This window comes from Bradyrhizobium ingae (assembly GCF_055791185.1).
On the sequence record NZ_JBVUBB010000033.1, the window covers coordinates 63403 to 88045 of the forward strand.

Here is a 24643-nt window from a genome sequence, read left to right on the forward strand (position 1 = left end):
CTGGACGCCCTCATTGAACGTGGAAGGAAAAATGGAGCGTTCAGTGCGACTTCTTCTTGGGCTCGGCCAAATCGCCGAGATCGCGCTTTTATGACATCTCTCGCGGCGGAATGCACCCCGGAAGGAACCGGAAAATCACAAGGTGTGGCCGAACGACGTAGGGACCGGTCGTCGCCGCTCCTTCGCGGTAACGTTACTCGCGGCTCGAAATTTGCTTTCTGCGGCCAGAAAGCTATCATCCCAACTTGAGAATTATCGTTCTTTTTTCAGATGTTTACGAATTTTCGGACGGCCTTTGCCGGCAAGCCGGCCGCCGCCTGGCAACGGGATAAGGCCAGCCATGAGTGCTGAAGGCCAGATGTCATCGACCGAGCCGTCCCCGCCGCCGCGCCCGAAGGTCATCAAGACCAATCAGCAGCAGGTCGTGCTCTACGTCGTGCTGACCTTGATCCTGTCGCTGGCCACCGTCTGGGGCGGCCGGACCATGCTGCGCAGTTCGGAGACCCTGACCTTTGCGGTCGGCGACGCCAACGGCGACGAGGCGCGTTTCGCCAACAAGCTCGCCGCCGTGCTCAAGAACAATGCCTCGCGGTTCCGGATCAAGATCGTCAACAACCCTGACAACGCCAAGGCGATTGCCCAATTCGACCGCAAGCAGGCCGATCTCGCCATCCTGCGCACCGACGGCAAAGTGCCGCCGCGGGCGCGCGCGCTCGCCATCCTCGAGCATGATCTCGTGCTGCTGCTCGGCCCCGGCAACAAGAAGATCAAGTCGCTCGCGGAATTGAAAAAGAAGAAGGTCGCGGTGCTCGCCGAGAGCGATGCTTCGCTCGCTTTCGTCCGCAGCATCCTCGACGTGCCCGATACGCCGGACGCTGCGGCACGCGTGCAGATGGCGCCGCAGGGCGTCACACTGGACAAGCTGCTGGCGCCTGCGAGCGGCTATGCCGCGGTGATCGCCATCGTCCATGCCTCGAAGGCGGTTCGGGACAAGGCCTATGAGCAGGTCGCCAAGCGCGGCGGCTTCACGCTGAACGCCATCGACGAGGCCAAGGCGCTGGAGCGCAAGATTCCCGGCATTTCCGAGGAAACCTTGACGGCGGGCACGCTGTCGGCCGCGCCGGAGATTCCCGACGACGACCTCGATACGATCGGGCTCGAATGGCTGCTGGTCGCACAGTCGAAGATGTCGTTGTCCACCGCAGGCGACCTCGCACGCATCGTCTATGAGAACAAGTCCGAGCTCGGCCTCGAAAATGGGTTCGCCAGCCGGATCGAGCCGGCCAGCGTGGACAAGGACGCCTTCGTCATGGCGCACCAGGGTGCAGCCGACTACATCAACGACGACACCAAGTCGTTCATGGATAAATACAGCGACATGATGTATCTGGGCGCCGCCGCGCTCAGCGTCATCGGCTCGATCTTCGCGGCGATCTACGCCAAGATCACCAGGATCGCACCGGAGAAAGCCAGCGAGTTGTCCACGGCCATCCTCGATGTCGGCGAGCGCATCGAGCATGCCCATTCGCTCGATGAACTCGAATGCCTGGCGGACGAGCTCGAGGCGATCCTGCGCAGAGCCGTGGTGGGACTAAGAGACGGCACTATCAGTACCGACGGGCTCGATACGTTCAAGCTCGGCTATGAATTCGTCCGTGACGAGATCGGCATGCGGCGCGAGCACCTGAAGCGGCACGCCGGCGATGTCGCGAGCCACGCGAGTGACGCCTCGGCGCGCGAGGAAGCCGCGCATGACGACACGAACGTGGTGGTGGTGAAGACCGCACACAGCGCGTGAGGCAGGCCTGGCATGCGGACGCCGGGAACCTGCGCGCGCGACGGCGCCTGCGCACCTGGAACTGACTTGAGCTGCAACCGTTGATCCTCCGCGCAACCGGAGATCGGCCATGCGTTCACTGCTCATCATCATCCTGCTCGCGATGCTCGCCGGCGTCGGCTATTTCGCCTACTCCGCCCTGTCCGTCGACGGTGAGCCGATTCCGACCGAAGGCTACATTGCGCTCGCGCTGGGCGCGGGCTTTTCCGTGATCGTTGGCGTCGGGCTCATGGCGCTGCTGTTCTTCTCGAGCCGCCGCGGCTACGACGAGCCTCCGCATTTCAAGTAACCGTCCAATTCAAGTAACGGCGCGCTCAAATCATGGTCTTGGCCATTTCGGTCCCAGGATTGCGGCTTGCATGGCGGGTGACAATCACGCTGTCGGCGTCCTATCGTTGACGGCCCCCGCCCGCGCAGGCACTTTGGCGCCGCAGTCCCAACCGGGACGGGCATTTAGCCGAGACCGGACCGCAATCCCGTATGTCCAAGCCGTTGATCCCTGCTCTGGAGAAATTCGTGGCCGCGACGGCCGGCAGGAACATGACCAAGGCAGCCTATGCCGCGGTCACGGTCGGCGTCGTGACGATGATGCTGTTGACGATCGACCCGGCCTATGAAACCGCGCATCACTGGGCGAACGCCTTGCTGTGGACGTGCCTGGCTTATTTCGTATTCGAATGGCTGGTCCGGCTGCGCCACATGGCAAGACAGCAGCGTTTGGGGATCTACGTGCTGTCCTCGAGCGGGCTGGTCGATGCGATCGGGGCGCTGGCGGTGCCTATCGCACTGGTGCTCGGCGTCGAGCCCAAGACAGCGTGGCTCCTCAGCGTGCTCTGGGTGCTCAAGGTCGTGCCGGGTATCCCCGGTCTGCGCCAGCTTCGCCGCGTGCTGGTGCTGGAATCGGGGCCGCTGCTCAGCGTGCTCGTGATCTTCCTGATGGTGGTGTTTCTCGCCTCCGTTGCCGAGTATTTCCTGGAGCGCGACGTGCAGCCCCAGACCTTCGGCAGCGTGCCGTCGGCACTGTGGTGGGCGGTGGTGACGCTGACGACCACGGGCTATGGCGACGTCGTGCCGGTGACGCCGCTCGGGCGGATGGTCGCCGCGCTGGTGATGATCTCGGGCCTTGGCGTGTTCGGCCTCTGGACCGGTATTCTGGCGACGGGTTTTGCCGCAGAGACGCGCCGTGACAATTTCCTCAAGACCTGGGAGACCGTCAGCAAAGTGCCGTTCTTTGCCGCGCTCGGCCCGTCCGCGATCGCGGACGTCACCCATATGTTGCGCACCATGGACCTGCCTGCCCGCACCATGATCATCAGGAAGGGCGCGCAGGGCGACTGCATGTATTTCATCGCCTCCGGCGAGGTCGAGGTCGACCTGCCCGGCAAGAAGGTGGCGCTCGGCGAAGGCGCATTCTTCGGCGAGATGGCGCTGCTCGGCAACAATGTGCGCGGCGCCAGCGTCACGACCGTGACGGTCTCGCGGCTGCTCGTGCTCGACCTCGTCGATTTCCGCGTACTGATGGCGCGGCATCCCGATCTCGCTGAGACCATCGATGCCGAAGCCAGGCGCCGGGCGCTCGAAAACAAGTAAATGGAGACAGCAATGTCCGATGCGGCCGATACCGCCAGCGCGCCCCTGCTCGACATCGACGGCGCGCGTGCCACCATCCGCCTCAACCGTCCGAGGCACCTCAACCGGTTGCAGGCTGAAGATCTCGGCGAGCTCTTGAAACTGTTCGACCGGATCGAGGCCGATCCTGCGATCCGCGTGCTCGTGCTGACCGGCACCGGGCGCGCGTTCTCCGCCGGCTACGATCTCAATTCGGTGGCTGAGCGCGCGGTGAGCACCCGGGAGCAGCAGAGCGCGGGCTCGGCGTTCGAGGTCGTGGTCAACCGGCTGGAGGATCTCGGCGTGCCCACGATCTGCCGTCTCAACGGCGGCGTCTATGGCGGCTCGACCGATCTTGCGCTCGCCTGCGACTTCCGCATCGGCGTCGACACCGCCGAGATGTTCATGCCCGCAGCACGGCTGGGACTTCACTACTACACCAGCGGCATCAAGCGCTACGTGACGCGGCTCGGCGTCGACAACGCCAAGACGCTGTTCCTGACCGCGCAGAAGATCAGCGCGCCGGAAATGCTGCGCATCGGATATCTCACCGCCATGGTGGCACCAGAGCTTCTCGACGAGGAAGTCGACAAGCTCGCCAACACCCTCGCCGGCAACGCGCCGATCGCAATGCGCGGCATGAAGCGCGCCATCAACGAATTCGCCCGCGGCACGCTCGACGAAGAAGCTGCCGACCGCCGCCATCGCGAAAGCATGCGCGGCGACGAGATCAAGGAAGGCATCAAGGCCTTTGCGGAAAAGCGGCCGCCGCGGTTTTGAGAAGTGACTCATATTTCGATGTCGTCCCGGCGAAGGCCGGGACCCATAACCCCAGGGAGGAGTTGTGGCGCGAACTGACAACTCCGAGTCTTCGCCCAACTCGATCCTGTGGTTATGGGTCCCGGGCTCGCGCGTCGCCCGCCCCGGGACGACGAGTGGAGATTGAGGCGCCGCCGCCTCCACATCGTCATTGCGAGCGAAGCGACGCAATCCATAGCTCGTCGCATGGCGCAGTGTCGGCGACGCACAAGGCCTGAAACATACTCACCGCCCTCCCCACGAAACAATCCTGAAACACGATTCTTCCCAGCGCATGTGAACGCGTTTGGGAGTCGCACCGACCGAGATGCAGGGACACAACAACGGCTTCATGCCACACTGGAGAGAACATTATGTTTCGCAAGCTCGCCCTTGGTCTCGTCGCCGCCGGTTCGCTCGGCGTTGCCGCCCTCGCGCCCAGCGCCGCCTCCGCCCACGGCTTCCATCATCACTGGGGTCCGGGCTGGGGCTGGGGCCATGGCGGCATCTATGTCAACACCGGCGTGAGCGGCTGCTACCAGGAGCGCGTGGTGCCCACCCGTCGCGGCCCGCGCGTGCGCGTCGTGAACGTCTGCGCATACGGCGTCTACTAAGCGCCAGCGTCCGGAAACGAAGCCCCGATCATGACGATCGGGGCTTTCGTCGTGCGCAGCTCACTCGTCCACGAACGTCACTGTATCGGCTACGCTTGCGCGCGAGGTGCGGTAGGTGTTGACCTTGTGGTCATGGTCGGCATAGCCGAACGAGATGCCGCAGACGACGCGGCGATCGTCACCCAGATCAAAATGCCGTCGGATCAGGCCGGAATGGCGCGCGAGCGCGGCCTGCGGAATCGTACCGAGCCCGAGCGCCTGCGCGGCCAGCATGAAATTGGAGACATAGGCGCCGCAATCTATCGCGCCGTAAATGCCGAGCGGCTCGTTGGTGTGGATGATCGCGACATGCGGCGCGCCGAAGAAATTGTAGTTCTCCAGCGCCTGTTTGGCGTAGGCGGCCTTGTCGCCACGGGCAATGCCCAGTGTGTTGTAGAGCTGAAAGCCGCTCTCGCGGCGACGCTCGAGATACACGCCGACATATTCGCGCGGCGGGGTGAAGTCATAATCATTCGCGAGACCGCCTGAGGCCTCCTGGTAGATCGCCCTGCGAAACCGCTCCTTGGCCTCACCGCTGGCAATGACGACCTGCCAGGGCTGGCTGTTGCACCAGGATGCGGTGCGCTGGGCCGTCGTCAGGACGTGCTCGATGGTCGCGCGGTCGACCTCCTTCGGCAGGAAGGCGCGCACCGAATAGCGCTCGTTGAGGAGCTCTTCGAGCACGCCGATGCGATTCTGATTCTGGCTCACTGCGACATCCATGTATTGGCTCGCGCCGTGTCTTCGTAGGGTAGGTTAGTTCGTAGGGCGGGCAAAGGCGCGCAGCGCCGTGCCCACCGACAGCTTGCCCCAGCGCGGACAGATATGGTGGGCACGCTTCGCTTTGCCCATCCTACAATCGGTGGCGCCAAGAAGATCAACGCCCCTTCGTGGGAATCTTGTTATACGGCACATCCTTGTCGACACGGATATCGCCCGGCAGGCCGAGCACGCGCTCGGCGATGATATTGCGCAAGATCTCGTCGGTGCCACCGGCAATGCGCATCGAGGGCGAGGACAGCAGCATCTGCTGGAACTGGCCGTGGACGGTCTCCTCGTCCGCGCCAGTAAGAACGCCCGCCGCGCCTTGCAGGTCCATGGCGTAAGTCGCGATGTCCTGCAGCATCGTGCCCGACACCAGCTTGCCTATGGAGTTTTCCGGGCCCGGACGCTCGCCTTTCGACAGCGCCGAGATGGCACGGTAGCTGGTATATTTCAGCCCGTTCGACTTCACCGCCCAGCTTGCAAGTTTCGAGCGCACGGCGGGATCGTCGATCGCAAGGCCGTCCTCCAGCATCAGGTTCGAGCAGAACTCGAACATCTCGGGCACGCCGGTCGCAAGCCGTGAGCCGATCGACATGCGCTCGTTCATGAGCGTGGTCAGTGAGACGTTCCAGCCGTCGCCGACGGCGCCCAGGCGTTGGCTGTCCGGGATCACCACGTCGGTGAAATAGACCTCGTTGAACTCCTGCATGCCGTTGGCCTGCCTGATCGGACGCACCTCGACGCCCGGGCTCTTCATGCTGAGGAAGAACATGGTGAGGCCCTTGTGCTTGGGCACGTTGGGATCGGTCCGCGCGATCAGGAGCCCGTAATCGGAATAATGCGCGCCCGAGGTCCAGATCTTCTGGCCGTTGACGACCCAGTTGTCGCCCTTCTTCTCCGCGCGGGTGCGAAGCCCTGCAACGTCCGAGCCGGCGGACGGCTCGGAGAAAAGCTGGCACCAGATCTCCTCGCCCGAGGCAAGCTTCGGCAGATAACGGCGCTTCGCCTCCTCGCTGCCCCAGGTCATCACGGTCGGGCCGCACATGCCCTCGCCGATCTGGAACGGCTGCGTCAGCTTGCCGTAGACGCCCTCTTCCTGCTGCCAGATCACCCGCTCGATCGGCGTTGCGCCACGGCCACCATATTCCTTCGGCCAGTGCAGGCAGGCCCAGCCGCCTTCCGCCTTCTTCTTCTGCCAGGCCTTGCCGATTTCGACCATGTCGTGCTTGGCAAGCCGGATGCGACCGAGCGAGGATTTCGATAGTTCCTCCTCGAACTCCTTCGGGGCGTTGGCGGCGACCCATGCACGAGCAGTTGCGCGAAACTCGGCTTCCTGCGGCGTGTCATCGAAATTCATTCTCGAACTCTCCTCTCTCGTGCCCCGGACGCGGCGCAGCGCCTAAGCGGTGCGCTGCAGAGCCGGGGCCCATGGCGGCTTCTGGGTCCCGACTCTGCGAAGCAGCACTGCGTGCTGCATCGCGTCCGGGACACGAATTCATCTCCCCTTCGTCGGGATCTTGTTGAACGGCACGTCCTTGTCGACACGGATATCCCCGGGTAGGCCCAGCACGCGCTCGGCGATGATGTTGCGCATGATCTCGTCCGTGCCGCCCTCGACGCGTGTGCCGGGAGCGCGCAGCAGCATGGCCTGGAAGCGGCCGGCGACTTCGGCATCCTCGGAGCCGCTGACGACGCCGGCCGCGCCTTGCAAATCGAGGGCGTACGTCGCGATCTCCTGGATCATGGAGGCCGCGACCAGCTTGCCGATGGAGTTTTCCGGCCCCGGGCGCTCGCCGCGCGACAGCGCGGAGATCGCGCGCATGCTGGTGTATTTCAAGCCGCTCGCCTTCACCGCGTAGCTTGCAAGCTTCGAGCGCACGCTGCGGTCTTCGATCGCAGGGCCGTCATCCAGCATCAGGCTCGCGCAATAATCGAAGAGCTCCGGAAAACCGGTGGCAACGCCTGCGCCGATCGACATCCGTTCGTTCATCAGCGTGGTCAGCGAGACGTTCCAGCCGTCATTGACCTCGCCGAGGCGCTGGTGATCGGCAATGCGGACATTGGTGAAATAGACTTCGTTGAAGTCGGAATTGCCATTGGCCTGCCTGATCGGCCGCACCTCGACGCCCGGGATCTTCATGTCCAGGAAGAACATAGTGAGACCCTTGTGCTTGGGCACGTTGGGATCGGTGCGGGTGAGCAGGATTCCGTAGTCGGAATAATGCGCGCCTGAAGTCCAGATCTTCTGGCCGTTGATCACCCAGTCGTCGCCGTCCTTCTCGGCACGGGTGCGCAGGCCCGCAACGTCGGAGCCGCCGGCCGGCTCGGAGAACAGCTGGCACCAGATCTTCTCGCCGGAGGCAAGTGGCGGCAGGTATTTGCGCTTATGCTCCTCGCGCGCGAACGCCATCATGGTTGGCCCGCACATGCCGTGGCCGATGATGAACATCGCCGAGAGCTTGCCGAACACGCCCTCTTCCTGCTGCCAGATCACGCGCTCGATCGGCGAGGCGCCGCGGCCGCCATAGTCCTTTGGCCAGTGCAGGCAGGCCCAGCCTGCATCGGCTTTCTTCTTCTGCCAGGCTTTTGCGACGTCCAGGATGTCGGCGTTGCTGAGCCGCGTGCGGCCGAGCGAGGATTTGCGTAGCTCGTCCTCGTATTGTTTCGGCGCATTCGCGGCGATCCAGGCGCGCGCCGTGGCGCGGAACGCGGCTTCCTGCGGGGTATCTTCGAAGTTCATCGTGTTCGTCTCTCGTTGTCATTCCGGGGCGATGCGCAGCATCGAGCCCGGAATTTCGATTCCCAATCTCCGGATTCCAGGTTCGGCGCTTTGCGCCGCCCCAAAATGACGACGGGAAACTATGCCGCGTTCTTCGCGCGCATGCGGTCGATGAGCTGATCTTCCCAATACGACAGGCTGCCGAGCCCGAGCGCGAGTGCATTCGCGCGGCGGTAGTACATGTGGCAGTCGAATTCCCAGGTGAAGCCCATGCCGCCGTGAACCTGGATGTTGTTCTTGGCACAATGCTGGAACGCCTGCGTCGCGCTGATGCGCGCGGCGGCGGCGGCCTCCGGCAGCTCCGATGCATTGGTCGAAAGCGCCCAGGCACCGTAATAGCTGTTGGAGCGCGCCAGCGTCGCCGCGACATACATGTCCGCGAGCATGTGCTTGATGGCCTGGAACGAGCCGATCGGACGGCCGAAGGCGATGCGGTCGAGCGCGTAGTCGCGCCCCATCTCCAGCGCGCGGTCGGCGCCGCCGACCTGCTCGAAGGCCGTGAGCACCGCCGCGCGATCGAGCACCTGAGTCAAAATGCTCCAACCTTCTCCGGCCGCGCCCAGCAGTTCAGCCTTGCAGTTCTTGAAGGTGAGCTCGGCCTGCCCGCGCGTCGGATCGAGATTGGTGAGGCTCTTGGCCTCGACGCCGCCGGCTTTGAGATCGACGAGGAACAACGAGATATCGCTATCACGGCCGTTCGATCCCGTGCGTGCGGCAACAACGGCGAAGTCAGCGATCGCAGCATCGGGAACCGGCTTCTTGATGCCGTTGAGGTTGCCGCCGGAGGCCGTGAGTTTGACGTTGGCCGGCGATGGATTGCCCTTTCCCTCGAACAGCGCCAACGTGCCGATCGCCTCGCCTGAGGCAATCGCCGGCAGCCATTTTGCCTTCTGCGCGTCACTGCCCGCGATCAACAGCGCTTCGGCGGCGAGGTAGACGGTGGAAGAGAACGGCACCGGCGCATTCGCGCGCCCCATCTCCTCGGCGATCACGCACAGCTCGAGATGGCCGGCGCCCGCACCGCCGAACTCCTCGGGAATGGCGACGCCGAGGAAGCCCATCTCTGCGAGACCCTTCCATAGCTCCATGTCATAAGGCGCCTTGCCATCGAGCACGACGCGCACTGCCTTGGACGAGCATTTTTCACTGAGGAATTTGCGCGCCTGGTCGCGAAGCTGCTTTTGATCGTCAGAGAAATCGAAGTTCATGGCGGCTTACCTTTTTATTCGTTGTCATTCATCGATGCCGTCATTCCGGGGCGCCCCGTCAGCGGCGAGCCCGGAATAACAAGTGGAGAGAGTGTCGCTTTCATCGCAGCACGATCACGCCTTCATCCGGCTTCTCGGTATACAGCCGCTCCACTAGTGCGGCGCGCCGCTCGAGGCCGGCGCGCTGGTTGATGTAACCCTTGTCCGTCAGCTCGTTGCCGTCGATCGAGGGCGGCTCAACCATCAGCATGGCGCGGGCGATGATACGGCTGCTCGCGCCTTCGCATTCCCTGTTATGCGCCTCCAGCCCGCGCCTGAAGCAGGCGATCACCTCGGGGTGCTTCACGGCGTCCTCAAAGCTCAGCTCGGGATTGCCGACGAGCTGGCGGCAGGCATGCAGGTTCGGCCAGGCAAGCAGGCCGATGGAGCAACGATCCTGCCCGGCGACCAGCGCGTCATGCACGACCGGCGTCGCGGCTGCGATTGCATCGGTGCGGAGCGAGCCGACATGCACGAAGGTGCCGGTCGTGAGCTTGAAGTCCTCAACGACACGCCCGGCGAAGATGATGCCCTGCACGGGATCCTCATCGTCGACGAAGATGCCGGCATCGCCGATGCAGTAAAAACCTTCCTCGTCGAACATCATCTTGGTCAAATCAGCCTGACCGAAATAGCCGGGCGTGACGTTGACGCCGCGGAGGCGCAATTCGTATTTCGAGCCGCACGGCACCATCTTCAATTCGACACCGGGGAACGGCAGGCCGATCAGGCCGACACGCTCGGTGTCCCAATAGGTGCCGGTCGAGGTCGGCGCGGTCTCGGTCGATCCCCAACCGGTGTAGAACACGATGCGCTCGCCGGTGGTCTTCACCGCGAGCGCCTGCATGCGGTCGTAGAGGTCGTCCGGCAGCCGCGCCCCGCCATAGGCCATGATGGAGAGGTTCTTGAAGAACGAGCGACAAAGCGCGTCGTCCTTCTCCATCGCCGCAGCAAGCGCGGCGTAACCCGCCGGCACATTGGCGTAATAGGTCGGCGAGATCTCATGCAGATTGCGCAGCGTCTCCTCGAACTGGCCCGGCACCGGCCGTCCGTCGTCGATATAGAGCGTGCCGCCATCGACGAGGATCGGATGAAACGCGGCATTGCCGCCCATGGTGTGATTCCAGGGCATCCAGTCGAGCATAGTCGGCAGCGGACCGCCCGATGTGCGCGGACGGACCTGCATCATCATCGCGGCGTTGGCGCACATCATCGCTTGCGTGTTGATCACGGCCTTGGGCATGCCGGTCGAGCCGGAGGTGAACAAGAGCTTGCCGATAGTCTGCGGCGTAATCTTCGCGATCGACGCGTCGACATCGGGCGTCACGGGTGTTGCCGCGAGCTCGGCGAAACTGACGCTCTTGATGCCCTCGCAGGCGCGCGCGACGTGAACAACGGCGACACCGGTTAGGTCGAGCGACTTCAGCGCCTTCTCGAAGGTCGGACCATCCTGCACCATCACGACAGCGGGCTTGATCAGATCGAAGAGATATTTCAGTTTGACGTGATCGTGGCTCATCAGGGAATAGGCCGGCGACACCGGCGCCGCCGGAGAGCGCGCCTGCATCGCGGCCTGCGTCATCAGCGCGTGCTCGATCGAATTGCCGGAGAGGATCGCGACCGGCCGCTCATCGAGACCAAGATTGAGCAGCCCTTGCGTCAGCGCGTCCACCGTGCGCTTGGCTTCGCCGTAGGACACCTTGCGCCATGCGCGATCCGGACCGCCGCGCTGCGCGAGCCAGCTGCGCTCGGGCGCTTCCCTCGCCCATTTCGCCAGCGACGCCGGAATATGCTTCTCGTAAGGCTGCAGCGGAATGCGTGACTTCAGCACCACCGTGCCGTCATCGCGGCGCTCGACATCGATGTCGCGCGGCAGCCATTCGATCTTGCGAAAGGCGGGCTTCGCCATCACCGCCGCCACGCTCCCACTCATTTTGCGTCTCCCGGAATTAATGTCCTTTGCGGATCATTCTCGTTCAGCGCTTGATATAGACAGGCTTTCGCCTGTCGAGGAAGTGAACTTCCCGCATCCACGGCATGAGGTGCCGATTGCTGTGCCCTCTCCCCTTGCGGGAGAGGGCATGTAGGTCGCTTGCCAGGAATTCGCTTGGGTGAGGGGTCTGTCTCCTCGAGAACCCCTCATCCGGCGCTTCGCGCCACCTTCTCCCGCAAGGGGAGAAAAGAAAGCGGCAGAGCTAACGTTTACCGCGGCGCCATGCGGATGGCGCCGTCGAGGCGGATGGTCTCGCCGTTGAGCATCGCATTCTCGACGATGTGCACGGCGAGCGCGCCGTACTCGGCGGCATCGCCGAGGCGCGAGGGATGCGGCACCTGCGAGCCAAGGCTCTTCAGTGCCTCTTCGCTCAGGCCCATCAGCAGCGGCGTGAAGAACAGGCCGGGCGCGATGGTGTTGACGCGGATCTTCTGGCTGGCGAGGTCGCGCGCTGCAGGCAGTGTCAGGCCAACGACGCCGCCTTTTGAGGCCGAGTAGGCGATCTGGCCGATCTGGCCTTCATAGGCGGCAACGGACGCGGTGTTGACGATGACGCCGCGCTCTTCACCGATCGGCTCTGCCGTAACCAGGCGCTCGGCGAATAAGCGCAAGCAGTTGAAGGTGCCGATCAGGTTGACGTTGATGATGCGCGCGAACTTCGCCAGCGGATAGACGCCGTCCCTGCCGACGATGCGCTGCGAGCCGCCGATGCCGGCGCAGTTCATCAGCACGCGCGCGATGCCATGCGCGGCCTCGGCTTTGGCGATCGCAGCCTTGATGCCGTCCTCGTCGGTGACATCGGCATGCAGCGCGACGCCCTTCACTTCCGCTGCGACCTTCTCGGCATTCTCCTTGCTCTGGTCAATGACGCCGATCCTGGCGCCCTTGGCCGCCATGGCGCGGGCGGTCGCGGCACCCAGGCCCGAACCACCGCCGGTGATGAGCACGGCTACGTCTTTCAACTGCATCGCTGGTACCTTTCCTTGGGCGTTTCTTCTCTGGACTTGAACGTCTCTGGATTTGAACTTCTTGGGCCGATTATCCGGCCGCGGCAGCTTCCTCGGCTTGCGCGAGGATGCCGCCGCAGATCAGCGTTTCCATGTGCTTGATATATTGCCGGCAGACTTCGTCGGTGACCGGGCCGACGCCGGTCGCGCGAGACATCGCGTGCCGGCCGAAGAACAGGTGATCGCAGGCGCCGATCAGGCTGGTGTAGAACAGCACGGGATCAGTGACGCGGAACTCGCCGCTCCTCTCGCCCTCGGCGAGCAGGCGGCGATGAAAGTCGAGCAGCGGCGCGACGAAGAATTTGGAGACCTCGTCGGCGGAGTTCGCCGTGCTCTCGTGCAGGAGATAATGGATCAGCCGGTTCATGTAGGGGAACCGATGATAGGCGCGGATGATGCCGCCTATATGCAGCTTCAGCTTCGCGGTCGGCGTGATCGGCTGCACCAAGAGATATTCGAGATTCGACAGCTCGGTCGCGGCATCGCGCGCGAGCAGCGCCAGCAACAGGCCATCCTTGTTGCCGAAATGGTATTTGACCAGCGCGGCATTGGCGCCCGACTTCAGCGCGATGTCGCTCAGCGAAATCTCGATCGAGGAGCGTTCGATCATCAGCTCGCTCGCGGCCACCAGCAGTTTCTCTGCCGTGGAATTTTTGCCGCTCGGAAGCCTGTTCGGTACGCTGGTAGTCACGGAGAACCCTGTCTCGCCGCACGAAGGGCCGCAGATAAGCGCATGCAGCGTCTCCCCACAAGAGTTAATTGATCGATTGACTAAATGATCTGCCGACCCTTAAATCCGCCCCCGACAATCAAGCATTCATAAAAATCCAGGGAGAAACCGACATGGCCGAGGCTTACATCGTCGCCGCCGCGCGAACCGCCGGCGGGCGCAAGGGGGGCCGCCTCGCCGGCTGGCATCCGGCCGATCTCGCCGCGAAGGTGCTGGACGAGCTCGTCGACCGTGCCAAGGTCGACCCGGCTCGAGTCGAGGACGTCATCATGGGCTGCGTAATGCAGGTCGGCGAACAGTCCAACAACATCGCCCGCAACGCGATCATGGCCTCGAAACTGCCGGAGAGCGTGCCGGGCACCTCGATCGACCGGCAATGCGGCTCCTCCCAGCAGGCACTGCATTTCGCGGCACAAGCGGTGATGTCCGGCGCGATGGACGTGGTGATCGCGGCCGGCGTGGAATCGATGACGCGGGTACCGATGGGCCTGTCCTCGCAGCTCCCTGCCAAGAACGGATTTGGCCACTACAAGAGCCCGGGCATCGAGCAGCGCTATCCGAACATCGTGTTCAGCCAGTTCACCGGCGCGGAGATGATGGCCGAGAAGTACGGCCTCTCCAAGGATGAGCTCGACGAGTATTCCTACAACAGCCATCAGCGCGCGATTGCGGCGACGCAAGGAGGCCATTTCAAGGACGAGATCGTGCCGCTCGAGATCACCCGCGCCGACGGCTCGAAGGACACCCATCACATCGACGAAGGCATCCGCTTCGATGCCAGCCTCGATGGCATCAGGAGCGTCAAGCTGATCGCCGAGAACGGCAAGCTGACGGCGGCGAGCGCCAGCCAGATCTGCGACGGTGCCTCCGGCGTGATGGTGGTGAACGAGCGCGGGCTGAAGTCGCTCGGCGTCAAGCCGCTCGCCCGCGTGCATCACATGACCATGACGGGCGGCGATCCCGTGATCATGCTGGACGCGCCGCTGCACGCGACCAAGCGCGCGCTGGAGAAGGCCGGCATGGCAATCGACGATATCGACCTGTTCGAGGTCAACGAGGCCTTTGCCTCGGTGCCGACCGCGTGGCTGAAGACCACTGGCGCCGATCCCGCCCGCCTCAACGTCAATGGCGGCGCGATCGCACTCGGCCATCCGCTCGGCGGCTCCGGCACCAAGCTGATGACGACGCTGGTCCATGCGCTGAAGCAACGCGGCAAGCGCTATGGCCTGCAGACCATGTGCGAAGGCGGCGGCATGGCGAATGTGACAATCGTGGAGCGATTGTAAGGCTGAAGCGACATCGGCTGCCAAATGGAAGGTGTCGTCCCGGCGAAGGCCGGGACCCATACCGCGAGGTCCGTCAATTGTGGTTGGTCGCAGTACCGAACGACGATGCTCCGCCAAACTACGCCCTGTGGTTATGGATCCCGGCCTTCGCCGGGATGACATCTCGTTTGTTTTTGGGACCTGACCCTCATGACCCACCCCTCCATCTACGCGAAGACCACGCCCGACAAGATCGCCTACCGGATGGCCGGAACCGGCAAGGCGATCACCTATCGCGAGCTCGACGAGCTCTCGAACCAGGGCGCGCAACTCTTTCGTTCGCTCGGGCTGAAGGCCGGCGATCACATCGCGCTGTTGATGGAGAACCGCCTCGCCTTCATGGAGATCTGCTGGGCTGCGCAGCGCTGCGGGCTCTATTACACCGCGATCAGCCGCTATCTGAAGCAGGACGAGATCGACTACATCGTCAAGGACTGCGGCGCCAAGGTCGTCATCACCACGCCGAAATGCGCCGACCAGATCAAGGACCTGATCAAGGGCGCGCCCGGCGAGCCCATCTTCTACATGATGGATGAGCCGCTGCCCGGCTTCCGCTCCTACGACAAGGAGGCCGCGGCTCAGCCGGCGACGCCGATCGCGGACGAGGTCGCCGGTTACGACATGCTGTATTCGTCGGGCACGACCGGCCGCCCGAAGGGCATCAAGAAGGCTTTCGAAGGGAAACCCATCGACGAGCCGAACGCCTTCCTGCGCTTGCTCTGCGCAGACATGTGCGGCATGAATGCAGGGACCATCTATCTGTCACCGGCCCCGCTCTATCACGCGGCTCCCTTGCGCTTCAACATGATGGCGATCGTGCTCGGCGGCACCTCGATCATCATGGAGCATTTCGACGCGGAAGAATTCCTGAAGCTCGTCGAAAAGTACAAGGTGACGCAGTCGCAGCTCGTCCCGACCATGTTCGTGCGCATGCTGAAGCTGCCGGACGAGACCCGCGCGAAGTACGACGTCTCGACGCTCAAGGGCGCGATCCATGCCGCCGCTCCCTGCCCGGTCGACGTCAAGGCGAGAATGATCGAATGGTGGGGACCGATCCTGATCGAGTATTACGCGGGCTCGGAAGGCAACGGCGTCACCGTCTGCAATTCGCAGCAATGGCTGGAGCACCGCGGCAGCGTCGGCCGCGCCGTGGTCGGCAAGATCAAGATTCTCGACGAGAACGACGAGGAGCAGCCAGTTGGCGAGATCGGCACGGTCTATTTCGCGGATGCGCCGGCCTTTACCTATCACAACGATCCCGACAAGACGAAGAAGGCCTATAACGCCCGGGGCTGGTCGACACTCGGCGATGTCGGTTATCTCGACAAGGACGGCTTTCTCTATCTCACCGACCGCAAGTCATACATGATCATCTCGGGCGGCGTGAACATCTACCCGCAGGAGACCGAGGACGTGCTGATCAGCCACCCTGAAGTCGCCGACGTCGCCGTTTTTGGCGTACCGAACGAGGAGATGGGCGAAGAGGTGAAGGCAGTCGTGCAGCCGCACGACATGAGCCGCGCCGGCAAGGCACTCGAGGCCGACCTGATCGCCTATTGCAAGAGCCGCCTCTCCGCCCTCAAATGCCCGCGCTCGATCGATTTCGAAGCCGAGCTGCCGCGTACGCCCACCGGCAAGCTGGTCAAGCGCCATTTGCGCGACAGGTATTGGCCGAAGACCGCGGTGAAGATCTAGAATTGTCTCTCGTGTCCCGGACGCGGCGCAGCGTGTCTTCACGGTGCGCCGCAGAGCCGGGACCCACGGCGATTTTCTGTATAGTGTCGATAGGCTGGACCCCGGCTTAGCAGCGCGTCATTGCATGCCGCGCTGCGCCCGGGGCACGAGAAGCGAGACGCACCATGATCGATCTCCCCGACATCCCCCTGCCCGCCGGCATCCGTTCGCGCTATGTCGACGGCATCAACGGCCTGCGCATGCACGTGCTCGAAGCCGGCTTCGAGACGCGGGGACGGCCCTGCGTGCTGCTGCTGCACGGCTTTCCCGAGCTTGCCTTCTCCTGGCGCAAGGTGATGCCGGCGCTTGCCGATGCCGGTTATCACGTGATCGCGCCGGATCAGCGCGGCTATGGGCGCACCACCGGATGGCAGGCGGATTACGACGGAGATCTCGCGCCCTTCCGGCTTTTCAACCTGGTGCGCGACGCGCTCGGGCTGGTGTCGGCGCTCGGTTATCGGCACGTCGACGTGGTCGGACATGATTTCGGCAGCCCGGTTGCATCCTGGTGTGCGCTGCTGCGGCCCGACGTGTTTCGCTCGGTGGCGATGATGAGCGCGCCGTTCGGCGGACCGCCGCCCCTGCCGTTCGACACAGCCGACCAGCCGGCGACGCCGCCGAGCGATGATCCAGTGCATCGCGAACTGGCCGCGCTGCCGCGGCCGCGCAAGCACTACCAGTGGTACTATTCGACACGCGAAGCGAATGCCGACATGCATCGCGCGCCGCAGGGCGTGCACGATTTCCTGCGCGCCTACTATCATCACAAGAGCGCGGACTGGAAAGACAACAAGCCTTATGCGCTGAAATCCTGGTCCGCAGGCGAGCTCGCAAAGCTGCCAACCTATTACGTGATGGATCTTGACGAGACCATGGCGGAGACGGTCGCAAAGGAGATGCCGTCATCCGCCGAGATCGCCGCCAATCCATGGCTGCCTGATCGCGAGCTTGCCTACTACAGTGCCGAATATGGCCGCACCGGATTCCAGGGCGGACTGCAATGGTATCGCTGCGGCACGTCAGGTGCTTTCAACAACGAATTGCAACTATTCGCGGGTCGCACCCTCGATGTGCCTTCCTGCTTCATCTCCGGCATGCAGGATTGGGGCACATATCAGCGCCCCGGCGTGTTCGAGGCGATGCAGACCCGCTTCTGCACGAACATGCTCGGCTGCCATCTCGTCGATGGCGCCGGCCATTGGGTGCAGCAGGAGCAGCCCGCCGAGGTCAGCCGGCTGCTGTTGCAATTTCTTGACAACGCCGCACGCCGAGCAGCCGATCCCGGGGGTGCGCGGCCATGATCCCGCCATAGCGCATTAATGCCCGGTTCAGGGAACGTTCGGCAGTATCTGACGTTCCGAGATACCGGCATTGCGCCCGGCGACAACTGGAGGACTCATGGACAAGAAGATCGTTGGATTATTGGGAGCGGTTGCCGCGCTCGGGACGCTCGGCTCCGCTACGCCTGCCCCGGCCGACGTCTTGCAGGCAAATTCATATGCCGACCTGCTGGAGCCGATTCCGAACGCCGGAGCGCTGCTGCAAGCCATCGATGAGTCCGCCCCGGTGAAGGCGAGCGAGAACGTTCAACTCGCTCAGTTCTACCATCACCACCATCACCACCATCATCATCACAGCTTCTATCGCCGCTATCGCTACTATGATGATGCGCCGGTCGTGGTGGTGCCGCGGTATCGGCGGTATTATCACCACCATCATCACCATCACCACCACAGCTTCTACTATCGTCGGGACTATTGAGTCCCGAACGTCAGCCGCGCCGGCGAACAGGACCTTCGGGTCCTGTTTGCTTTTGTGCTCAGCCGTTGCGGGCTTTCTCTTTCGCCGCGCGGTGCAAATGCCGGTAAGTGCCGTCGAACACGGTGTCTGTCGATGAGGTCCACTCGGTGCCAGCCGCCAGCTTCGGCCGGCTGTTATAGATGCGCCGCGCCTGTAGCTCTCTCTCGGCGGATTCCTCCTCGCCCATGGGCTCGAGCTCGAACGACGCTTCTTCGGGAATGACGATCACCTGCGCGAACGGCTCTTTCGGCCGGAAGATGTGGGTGCGGCCCTCGGCCGGCGCCTTGAAAACGCAAAAGAACATCATCGGCCACCAGTTGCGGATCAGCGCGGGAACGGCAACGGGCACGGTATCGGTGCGATCGGTATAGAACCGCGGATGCGGCTCGGTGCGAATCGCCATTCCTTTCTCGACCTTGAGATCGAGCAGTATCTGGTAAGTGTAGAAGTTGTCGCCAAACTTGCGAAACGGCGGCCACGCCGCGCCACCTTCCGGCGGTTCGCCCCAGTCGGCCTCCAGGACCAGCTGGCCATCCCGGGTCGTGACGTGCAGTTCGAAATCGTAGGGATAAAACAGCTCGATGCCGTATTGCGCGCCTTCCGAAAACGGCACGCAATGCCAGACCTGCTCGCGCGACCCGTTGGCACGCGGATCACGTTGGCCGGCCCATCCTGGAATTTCCAGCTTGGTGCGCCGCGGCGCCAGCCGCGGATCGTTTAACCGGTATTTGACCTTGTCCACGATTACGCCTCGCCTGATCCGCACAGCATGAAGTCGAACGGGAGAGACGACAGCCGGTTCCCGCAATTTCATGCGCCCAAGTTCAGGGCTCTCGCGTGAATTGACCCTGAACGAATTGCGCCTTATAGCAGATTTAGAATCGTTCTAAACTATAGACAGGTCCCGTCGTGAAGAATTTCGCCGATCTGACCGAGCGCGAAGTGCTCGCGGTCGCCATCGCCTCCGAGGAGGAAGACAGCCGCATCTACATGGCTTTCGCCGAGGATCTGAAGGACCGCTATCCTGACTCGGCGAAGCTGTTCGAGGAGATGGCCGAAGAGGAGCGCGGCCATCGCCATATGCTGCTGGAAATGTATGAGCAGCGCTTCGGGCCGCATTTGCCGCCGATCCGCCGCGAGGACGTCAAGGGCTTCCTGCGCCGCCGCCCGATCTGGCTGACCAAGAACCTATCGCTCGACACCATCCGCAAGGAGGTCGAGACGATGGAGTTGCAGGCCGAGCGTTTCTACATCAAGGCCGCCGAGCAAGCCCAGGATGTCGGCGTGCGACGGCTACTGGGTGACCTCGCCGAAGCCGAGAAGGCCCACGAGAAGACCGCGACGCGACTCACCGATCAGATCCTCAGCCCTGATGTTCGCGCCGAGGAAGATCGCACCAGCCGCCGCATGTTCGTGCTGCAATATGTGCAGCCGGGCCTCGCCGGCCTCATGGACGGCTCGGTCTCGACCCTGGCGCCGCTGTTTGCAGCCGCCTTCGCCACGCACCAGAATTGGCAGACCTTCCTGGTTGGGCTCGCGGCCTCGATCGGCGCCGGCATCAGCATGGGGTTTGCGGAGGCGCTCTCCGACGACGGTTCGCTCACCGGCCGCGGCTCGCCCTGGCTGCGCGGCATCACCTGCGGCTTGATGACGACGCTCGGCGGGCTCGGCCACACCATGCCTTATCTCGTCCCGGACTCCTGGCCCAATGCATTCTGGATCGCCACCGCGATCGCCTGCGTCGTCGTGTTCTTCGAATTGTGGGCAATCGCCTTCATCCGCGCACGCTACATGGATACGCCGTTCCTTCAGGCGGTGTTCCAGATCGTGCTCGGTGGCGCCATCGTGCTCGGGGTCGGAATATTGATCGGGGCGGCTTAGGCAGCGACGAAGCGGCCGGTTCCTCCACCCACACTCAGCCCGCTGCCTTCCGTCCTGATCAGCCCTGACATTGATGCGAGCAAGCTGACGATGGCCCAATTGAAGTACGGTACGCCCGCCAAGATTTTCCATTGGTCCATTGTCGCGCTGCTTGCGGCGCAATATCCGATCGGATGGCTGATGCCGGACATCCATCGGGGCATGACACCCGGTGCCGGGATGACCTTTCACGTCTCGATCGGGATCTCGATTCTCATTCTGACGGCCCTGCGCATGATCTGGCGCCTGACCCATCCCGTGGCGCCGGAAAGCTCACTGCCTCCCTGGCAGCGTTTGAGCTCTGAGGCCGTGCACTGGCTGCTTTACGTGCTGGTGCTTGCGACCACGTTCTCCGGTTGGCTGTTCGCCTCCTTCCGCGGCTGGTCCCTTTCCTTTTTCTATCTCATGCCGCTGCCGATGCTGGCGTCCGACAACGCGGCGGCCGGTCGCACAATCGACGGCCTGCACCAGGCGACGGAGTGGGCGCTTCTCGTCATGGTCGGCATTCACGTCGCTGCCGCGTTCGCTCACATATTCATCTATCGCGATCGCGTGATGCAGCGGATGTTGCCCTAACGATCACCGGGCCAAGCGGCTTCACGCCGCCATGTTTGATGACTGGCGCAACCATCATGATGCTATAACGTTTCGGTCGATGCCGAAACATTATTGCGATCAGGCATGCTCTTTCCGTCGTTAACCGAGTCTCGCTGACGGCTTCGAGACTGTGGGTCCGCACTCGCGCGCCCCAGATTGACCAGAAGGAAAGAAATGTGATGAACAGAGACCTCGAAGAGCTGACCGTGCTCAACCGCGACTACGTCGCCTCCGTCCAGAATTGCGACGTCAAGCGCTTCGACGAGATCCTCGCGCAGGACTTCTATTGCTCCAATCCGGACAAGACGCTGGTCGACCGCGCGGGCTTCCTGAAACAGACCGCGCAGCCGATCGCGATCCGCAATCTCAGGGAGTACGACGTCAAGATCCGCATCATGGGCGACTTCGCCATCATCCACGGCGCGACCAGCTACACGACCGCGGACGGCCAGCAGGCCTCCGGCCGTTACACCGATTGTTGGGCCAGGCAGAATGGGAAATGGCTCGCGGTGTCGGCGCACGTTTCGCGGTGAGGCGGGTGATGCTGTATCACGGTGAAGCGAGCACATCGCCCTCACAAATCCCCGCTGTCATGCCCCGGCATCCAGTAAGCGGTAGCCCTCCGTATTCGCCGTCGCCTCTGGAATACTGGATCGCCCGCCCCAATGCGCAATTGCGCACAAGGCGGGCGATGACAACTGAGAAGCGACGCTTGAGATTGCTGCCTAGCTATCGAACATGATCACGCTCCGGAGCGTCTTGCCGGCCTTCATGTTGGCGAAGCCTTCATTGATCTCGGAAAGCTTCAGCTTGGCCGAGATCCAGTCCTCCAGGTGCAAGCGGCCGCGCAAGTAGAACTCGACCAGCCGCGGCATGTCGACGCGAAAATGGTTCGAGCCCATCGACGAGCCCTGGATCTTGCGCTCCCGCAGGAAGTCGAAGCCGTGCAACTCGATCTTCTGCCCGAACGGAATCATGCCGACGATCGTCGCAGTGCCGCCGGGGGCGAGCATGCCGAACGCCTGCTCGGCGGTCTCCTTGCGGCCGAGCACCTCGAAGGAATGATGCACGCCGCCATTGGTGAGGTCGCGCACCTGCTTCACCACGTCGCCATCGGCGGGATTGATGATGTCGGTGGCGCCTAACTTGGTCGCGAGCTGGAGCTTTGCCGGGTTCGTATCGATCGCGATGATGCGGCCGGCACCCGCGATCTCGGCACCGTTGATCGCGGCCATGCCGACGCCGCCGCAACCGATCACCGCCACGGTCTCGCCGGCCTGGACTTTTGCGGTATTCACGACGGCGCCATAGCCGGTGATGACGCCGCAGCCGATCAGCGCAGCGAGTTCGAGCGGCATGTCCTTGCGGATTTTAACGATGGCATTCTCGTGCACCAGCATCTGCTCGGCAAAGGACGACAGGTTAAGGAACTGGTGCAGCTTCTCGGGCTTCGACCACTGCATCCGATCGGAGACGCCCGGCAGCATCTTCACCGTGGTGTCGGTGCAGAGCACGGTGCGCCCGGTGGTGCAGTTGTCGCAGGTGCCGCAGAACACTGACAGGCAGGTGACGACGTGATCACCCGGCTTCACATAAGTTACGTCGGAGCCGACCTGCTCGACGACGCCAGCCGATTCATGACCGAGCACCGCGGGCAGCGGATGCGGATAGAGCCCTTCCATGAAGTGCAGGTCGGAGTGGCAGAGGCCTGCGACAGAGGTGCGGATCAGAACCTCGCGCGGGCCCGGTTTCGGCAGGCTGACATCCTCGATGACGAGCGGCTTGTTGACTTCATAGAGGACGGCGGCCTTCATCTTGTTTGTTTCCTCGTTATTATGATTTCGCTGAGTGAGGCCTTCAGCTCTTCCCTACGGGAGAGGTCGTGAACGCGGCCGCAGCCTACGCCGCCAGAACCAGTTCGCCAACCTCGGCCATCGTAGCCGCGCGGTTGGCGAGCAGCAGCGACACGATGGCTTGCTGGGTCGAATTTTCCGTGAGCCGGAACGGATCACTTGGCGATGCCCGATGATCGACCACGAGCCGCGACAACAGGAGCCGTCGGGCATCGCCGCGCATCGCGTGGATGCGATGCGACTCCCATGCCAGCGCCACTGCGCTTGCGACATGATAGAGAAGGCTGGTGGCGCGCCGCGCATCGGCTTCCTTGTCAGCGCCATCAGCGACCTCGCGCGCGAAGCCGACGGCACGATCGCTGAGCCCGTGCAGCCGATCGCGCCAGGCCTGCGGCACGGACGCGCTATCGTCGAGCCGGGCGTGCAGATCGGCGGCGAGCGCGGCCTCCGCGCCGTGGCGACCGACTGCACGCGTCAACGCATCGATCGCCACGATATTGCCGGTGCCCTCCCAGATCGAGCCGAGATGAGCATCGCGAAGCAGCCGCGAAGTGGCGAACTCCTCGATATAGCCGATGCCGCCGCGTATCTCGAGCGCATCGCCGCAGACCTTTCGGGCATCGCGCGTGGCGCGGAATTTCAGTGTCGGCGTGAGGATGCGCAGCAGCGTCGCGGCATCCTGGCTGCCGGCTTCCGCGCGGTCGAGCGCGTCGGCAGTCAGAAAGCTCATCGACAATGCCTGCTCGACCGGCAGCATGATCTTCATCAACTGCCGACGTCCGAGTGGCAGGTCGATGATGCGCTTGCCGAACACCACGCGGTTGGTCGCGACCGTCATCGCGTCATGGTAGGCGCGACGCATCAGCGCTGTCGACTTGACGCCGTTCGAGAGCCGCGACGAGTTGACCATCTCCGCCATCTGCACGAAGCCGCGATCGAGCTTGCCGACGGCATAGGCGATCGCGCCTTCGAGCTTGATCTCGCCCGAGGCCATCGAACGGGTGCCGAGCTTGTCCTTCAGCCGCACGATCCGGTAGTGGTTTTGCGAACCGTCATCGAGGAAGCGAGGCATCAGGAACAGGCCGACGCCACGCGTGCCGGGACCCGCTCCTTCCGGCCGCGCAAGCAGCATCACGACCTTGGCATCGGCATTCGAGCAGAACCATTTTTCGCCGTAGAGACGCCAATGGTCGCCGTCCTGCACCGCGCGCGTCGTCAGCGTACCGACGTCGGAGCCGCCCTCCTTTTCGGTCATGAACTGGCCGCCCTGAGTCAGCTTGCTCATGTCGGTCTGGGTCAGGCCGTCCAGATATTTTGCTTTCAACGCCTCGCTGCCGAAGCTCGACAAGAGCTTGGCGCAGCCATCGGTGACATTGATCGGGCAGCCCATGCCGAATTCGGTCTGGTTGAACAGGAAGGTGAAGGCGTGCTTTGCGACCACCGGATATTTGTCCGGCCAGCCCATGATGCCCTTGCGGATCGACAGCGCGTGAATGCCGAACTCGCCGAACGCCGCCTTCTCGAGGTCGCGATAGGCCGGATGATATTCGATCCACTGCACGTCGCGACCGAACTTGTCACGCTGGTGCAGCACGGGCGTATGCCGGTCGGCGAGCCGCGCGCATTCGTCGAGCGTGCCGCCGGCGAGCTCGCCGAGACGGTCCAGATGCGGCTCGATGTGACGGAATAGCGGATCGGGCAGGTGGATGCGCAACAAGTCGGTCAACGCCGGATCGGCGCGGTAGAAATTCATTCCCGTGGTGTCGGGAGCAAGCAGGCCGGGCTGCTCGGCCGCGACGCTTTTCTGCTGCGACGTGCCCGACTTGTGCATGATCGGCCTCTTTCGTTTCCATCCTGCGGCATTTCCTGCCGCTTTGGTGCTGCGTTGGATGATGTCGATCATGCTCCAGGCGGGAATGCGGATAAAGCCGCAAATCGTCAGAGCGGCATGAGCGCTGAGGATGGCCGGGACCGCCCTGCGGAATTGTGATCGACCG

Annotated in this window: 22 protein-coding genes; 12 read left to right on the top strand and 10 right to left on the bottom strand. The window is 63.3% G+C overall.

Translation table 11 applies throughout. The features are described from left to right. Positions 1 to 340 precede the first annotated feature (340 nt). The 5 genes from ACV1FX_RS32635 to ACV1FX_RS32655 all read left to right on the top strand — a co-directional run bounded on the left by ACV1FX_RS32635 (position 341) and on the right by ACV1FX_RS32655 (position 4857). Complete coding sequence (locus ACV1FX_RS32635) at positions 341 to 1798, top strand: TAXI family TRAP transporter solute-binding subunit (protein ID WP_473121646.1); 1458 nt, start codon at positions 341 to 343, stop codon at positions 1796 to 1798. 109 nt (positions 1799 to 1907) lie between these two features. Beyond that, a complete protein-coding gene (locus ACV1FX_RS32640) occupies positions 1908 to 2126 on the top strand; it encodes a hypothetical protein (protein WP_473121647.1) in 219 nt (72 codons plus the stop codon). Between the two features lie 191 nt (positions 2127 to 2317). Beyond that, positions 2318 to 3427: a cyclic nucleotide-gated ion channel gene (locus ACV1FX_RS32645; RefSeq protein ID WP_473121648.1), complete on the top strand. Its 1110-nt coding sequence runs from the start codon at positions 2318 to 2320 to the stop codon at positions 3425 to 3427. Between the two features lie 12 nt (positions 3428 to 3439). After that, entirely contained in the window at positions 3440 to 4225 is a 786-nt protein-coding gene (locus tag ACV1FX_RS32650) for an enoyl-CoA hydratase/isomerase family protein (protein WP_473121649.1), read from the top strand. Positions 4226 to 4617: 392 nt separating this feature from the next. Continuing rightward, positions 4618 to 4857, top strand: coding sequence for a hypothetical protein (locus ACV1FX_RS32655; RefSeq protein ID WP_473121650.1), 240 nt, complete (start codon positions 4618 to 4620; stop codon positions 4855 to 4857). A 60-nt stretch (positions 4858 to 4917) separates the two neighbouring features. Here the strand turns inward: ACV1FX_RS32655 and ACV1FX_RS32660 are convergent, their stop codons facing one another. The 7 genes from ACV1FX_RS32660 to ACV1FX_RS32690 all read right to left on the bottom strand — a co-directional run bounded on the left by ACV1FX_RS32660 (position 4918) and on the right by ACV1FX_RS32690 (position 13378). Continuing rightward, positions 4918 to 5619 carry a nitroreductase gene (locus ACV1FX_RS32660; RefSeq protein ID WP_473121651.1) on the bottom strand — a complete coding sequence of 234 codons (702 nt, stop codon included), beginning with the start codon at positions 5617 to 5619 and terminating at the stop codon, positions 4918 to 4920. A gap of 154 nt (positions 5620 to 5773) precedes the next feature. Continuing rightward, entirely contained in the window at positions 5774 to 7018 is a 1245-nt protein-coding gene (locus ACV1FX_RS32665) for an acyl-CoA dehydrogenase (protein WP_473121652.1), read from the bottom strand. 138 nt (positions 7019 to 7156) lie between these two features. After that, complete coding sequence (locus tag ACV1FX_RS32670) at positions 7157 to 8401, bottom strand: acyl-CoA dehydrogenase (protein ID WP_473121653.1); 1245 nt, start codon at positions 8399 to 8401, stop codon at positions 7157 to 7159. Between the two features lie 119 nt (positions 8402 to 8520). After that, the gene (locus ACV1FX_RS32675) at positions 8521 to 9648 is read right to left on the bottom strand and encodes an acyl-CoA dehydrogenase family protein (RefSeq protein ID WP_473121654.1); all 1128 of its coding nucleotides are present in this window, start codon (positions 9646 to 9648) and stop codon (positions 8521 to 8523) included. 100 nt (positions 9649 to 9748) lie between these two features. Further along, the gene (locus ACV1FX_RS32680; protein ID WP_473121655.1) at positions 9749 to 11620 is read right to left on the bottom strand and encodes an AMP-binding protein; all 1872 of its coding nucleotides are present in this window, start codon (positions 11618 to 11620) and stop codon (positions 9749 to 9751) included. Between the two features lie 269 nt (positions 11621 to 11889). Next, positions 11890 to 12648: an SDR family NAD(P)-dependent oxidoreductase gene (locus ACV1FX_RS32685; protein WP_473121656.1), complete on the bottom strand. Its 759-nt coding sequence runs from the start codon at positions 12646 to 12648 to the stop codon at positions 11890 to 11892. Positions 12649 to 12718: 70 nt separating this feature from the next. Beyond that, positions 12719 to 13378, bottom strand: coding sequence for a TetR family transcriptional regulator (locus ACV1FX_RS32690; protein ID WP_473121657.1), 660 nt, complete (start codon positions 13376 to 13378; stop codon positions 12719 to 12721). 152 nt (positions 13379 to 13530) lie between these two features. Here ACV1FX_RS32690 and ACV1FX_RS32695 point away from each other — a divergent pair, with 152 nt between their 5' ends. The 4 genes from ACV1FX_RS32695 (at position 13531) to ACV1FX_RS32710 (ending at position 18237) form a co-directional block, all read left to right on the top strand. Further along, complete coding sequence (locus ACV1FX_RS32695) at positions 13531 to 14703, top strand: acetyl-CoA C-acetyltransferase (protein ID WP_473121658.1); 1173 nt, start codon at positions 13531 to 13533, stop codon at positions 14701 to 14703. A 189-nt stretch (positions 14704 to 14892) separates the two neighbouring features. Next, positions 14893 to 16437: an acyl-CoA synthetase gene (locus tag ACV1FX_RS32700; RefSeq protein ID WP_473121659.1), complete on the top strand. Its 1545-nt coding sequence runs from the start codon at positions 14893 to 14895 to the stop codon at positions 16435 to 16437. 164 nt (positions 16438 to 16601) lie between these two features. After that, the gene (locus ACV1FX_RS32705; RefSeq protein ID WP_473121660.1) at positions 16602 to 17777 is read left to right on the top strand and encodes an alpha/beta fold hydrolase; all 1176 of its coding nucleotides are present in this window, start codon (positions 16602 to 16604) and stop codon (positions 17775 to 17777) included. A gap of 97 nt (positions 17778 to 17874) precedes the next feature. Beyond that, the gene (locus tag ACV1FX_RS32710; protein ID WP_473121661.1) at positions 17875 to 18237 is read left to right on the top strand and encodes a hypothetical protein; all 363 of its coding nucleotides are present in this window, start codon (positions 17875 to 17877) and stop codon (positions 18235 to 18237) included. A gap of 58 nt (positions 18238 to 18295) precedes the next feature. On the opposite strand, the gene ACV1FX_RS32715 is transcribed toward ACV1FX_RS32710, so the two are convergent. Next, positions 18296 to 19018, bottom strand: a complete 723-nt coding sequence (locus tag ACV1FX_RS32715; protein ID WP_473121662.1) for a hypothetical protein — start codon at positions 19016 to 19018, stop codon at positions 18296 to 18298. A gap of 167 nt (positions 19019 to 19185) precedes the next feature. On the opposite strand from ACV1FX_RS32715, the gene mbfA reads away from it, so the two are divergent. The 3 genes from mbfA (at position 19186) to ACV1FX_RS32730 (ending at position 21326) form a co-directional block, all read left to right on the top strand. Next, positions 19186 to 20157 (top strand): iron exporter MbfA, encoded by a 972-nt coding sequence (gene mbfA, locus ACV1FX_RS32720; RefSeq protein ID WP_473121663.1) that lies wholly within the window; start codon positions 19186 to 19188, stop codon positions 20155 to 20157. Between the two features lie 90 nt (positions 20158 to 20247). After that, complete coding sequence (locus ACV1FX_RS32725) at positions 20248 to 20772, top strand: cytochrome b (RefSeq protein WP_473121664.1); 525 nt, start codon at positions 20248 to 20250, stop codon at positions 20770 to 20772. A 200-nt stretch (positions 20773 to 20972) separates the two neighbouring features. Beyond that, positions 20973 to 21326 carry a nuclear transport factor 2 family protein gene (locus ACV1FX_RS32730; protein WP_473121665.1) on the top strand — a complete coding sequence of 118 codons (354 nt, stop codon included), beginning with the start codon at positions 20973 to 20975 and terminating at the stop codon, positions 21324 to 21326. Between the two features lie 192 nt (positions 21327 to 21518). On the opposite strand, the gene ACV1FX_RS32735 is transcribed toward ACV1FX_RS32730, so the two are convergent. Together ACV1FX_RS32735 and ACV1FX_RS32740 are read right to left on the bottom strand one after the other, a co-directional pair. Further along, positions 21519 to 22607 (bottom strand): Zn-dependent alcohol dehydrogenase, encoded by a 1089-nt coding sequence (locus ACV1FX_RS32735; RefSeq protein ID WP_473121666.1) that lies wholly within the window; start codon positions 22605 to 22607, stop codon positions 21519 to 21521. Between the two features lie 85 nt (positions 22608 to 22692). Further along, complete coding sequence (locus ACV1FX_RS32740) at positions 22693 to 24477, bottom strand: acyl-CoA dehydrogenase family protein (RefSeq protein ID WP_473121667.1); 1785 nt, start codon at positions 24475 to 24477, stop codon at positions 22693 to 22695. Between the last annotated feature and the right edge of the window lie 166 nt (positions 24478 to 24643).

Excerpts from the sequence above, each read along its gene's own strand:
- ACV1FX_RS32635 (WP_473121646.1), top strand. The coding sequence starts at position 341 with ATGAGTGCTGAAGGCCAGATGTCATCGACCGAGCCGTCCCCGCCGCCG.
- ACV1FX_RS32640 (WP_473121647.1), top strand. The coding sequence starts at position 1,908 with ATGCGTTCACTGCTCATCATCATCCTGCTCGCGATGCTCGCCGGCGTC.
- ACV1FX_RS32645 (WP_473121648.1), top strand. The coding sequence starts at position 2,318 with ATGTCCAAGCCGTTGATCCCTGCTCTGGAGAAATTCGTGGCCGCGACG.
- ACV1FX_RS32650 (WP_473121649.1), top strand. The coding sequence starts at position 3,440 with ATGTCCGATGCGGCCGATACCGCCAGCGCGCCCCTGCTCGACATCGAC.
- ACV1FX_RS32655 (WP_473121650.1), top strand. The coding sequence starts at position 4,618 with ATGTTTCGCAAGCTCGCCCTTGGTCTCGTCGCCGCCGGTTCGCTCGGC.
- ACV1FX_RS32660 (WP_473121651.1), bottom strand. The coding sequence starts at position 5,619 with ATGGATGTCGCAGTGAGCCAGAATCAGAATCGCATCGGCGTGCTCGAA.
- ACV1FX_RS32665 (WP_473121652.1), bottom strand. The coding sequence starts at position 7,018 with ATGAATTTCGATGACACGCCGCAGGAAGCCGAGTTTCGCGCAACTGCT.
- ACV1FX_RS32670 (WP_473121653.1), bottom strand. The coding sequence starts at position 8,401 with ATGAACTTCGAAGATACCCCGCAGGAAGCCGCGTTCCGCGCCACGGCG.
- ACV1FX_RS32675 (WP_473121654.1), bottom strand. The coding sequence starts at position 9,648 with ATGAACTTCGATTTCTCTGACGATCAAAAGCAGCTTCGCGACCAGGCG.
- ACV1FX_RS32680 (WP_473121655.1), bottom strand. The coding sequence starts at position 11,620 with ATGAGTGGGAGCGTGGCGGCGGTGATGGCGAAGCCCGCCTTTCGCAAG.
- ACV1FX_RS32685 (WP_473121656.1), bottom strand. The coding sequence starts at position 12,648 with ATGCAGTTGAAAGACGTAGCCGTGCTCATCACCGGCGGTGGTTCGGGC.
- ACV1FX_RS32695 (WP_473121658.1), top strand. The coding sequence starts at position 13,531 with ATGGCCGAGGCTTACATCGTCGCCGCCGCGCGAACCGCCGGCGGGCGC.
- ACV1FX_RS32700 (WP_473121659.1), top strand. The coding sequence starts at position 14,893 with ATGACCCACCCCTCCATCTACGCGAAGACCACGCCCGACAAGATCGCC.
- ACV1FX_RS32705 (WP_473121660.1), top strand. The coding sequence starts at position 16,602 with ATGATCGATCTCCCCGACATCCCCCTGCCCGCCGGCATCCGTTCGCGC.
- ACV1FX_RS32710 (WP_473121661.1), top strand. The coding sequence starts at position 17,875 with ATGGACAAGAAGATCGTTGGATTATTGGGAGCGGTTGCCGCGCTCGGG.
- ACV1FX_RS32725 (WP_473121664.1), top strand. The coding sequence starts at position 20,248 with ATGGCCCAATTGAAGTACGGTACGCCCGCCAAGATTTTCCATTGGTCC.
- ACV1FX_RS32730 (WP_473121665.1), top strand. The coding sequence starts at position 20,973 with ATGAACAGAGACCTCGAAGAGCTGACCGTGCTCAACCGCGACTACGTC.
- ACV1FX_RS32735 (WP_473121666.1), bottom strand. The coding sequence starts at position 22,607 with ATGAAGGCCGCCGTCCTCTATGAAGTCAACAAGCCGCTCGTCATCGAG.
- ACV1FX_RS32740 (WP_473121667.1), bottom strand. The coding sequence starts at position 24,477 with ATGCACAAGTCGGGCACGTCGCAGCAGAAAAGCGTCGCGGCCGAGCAG.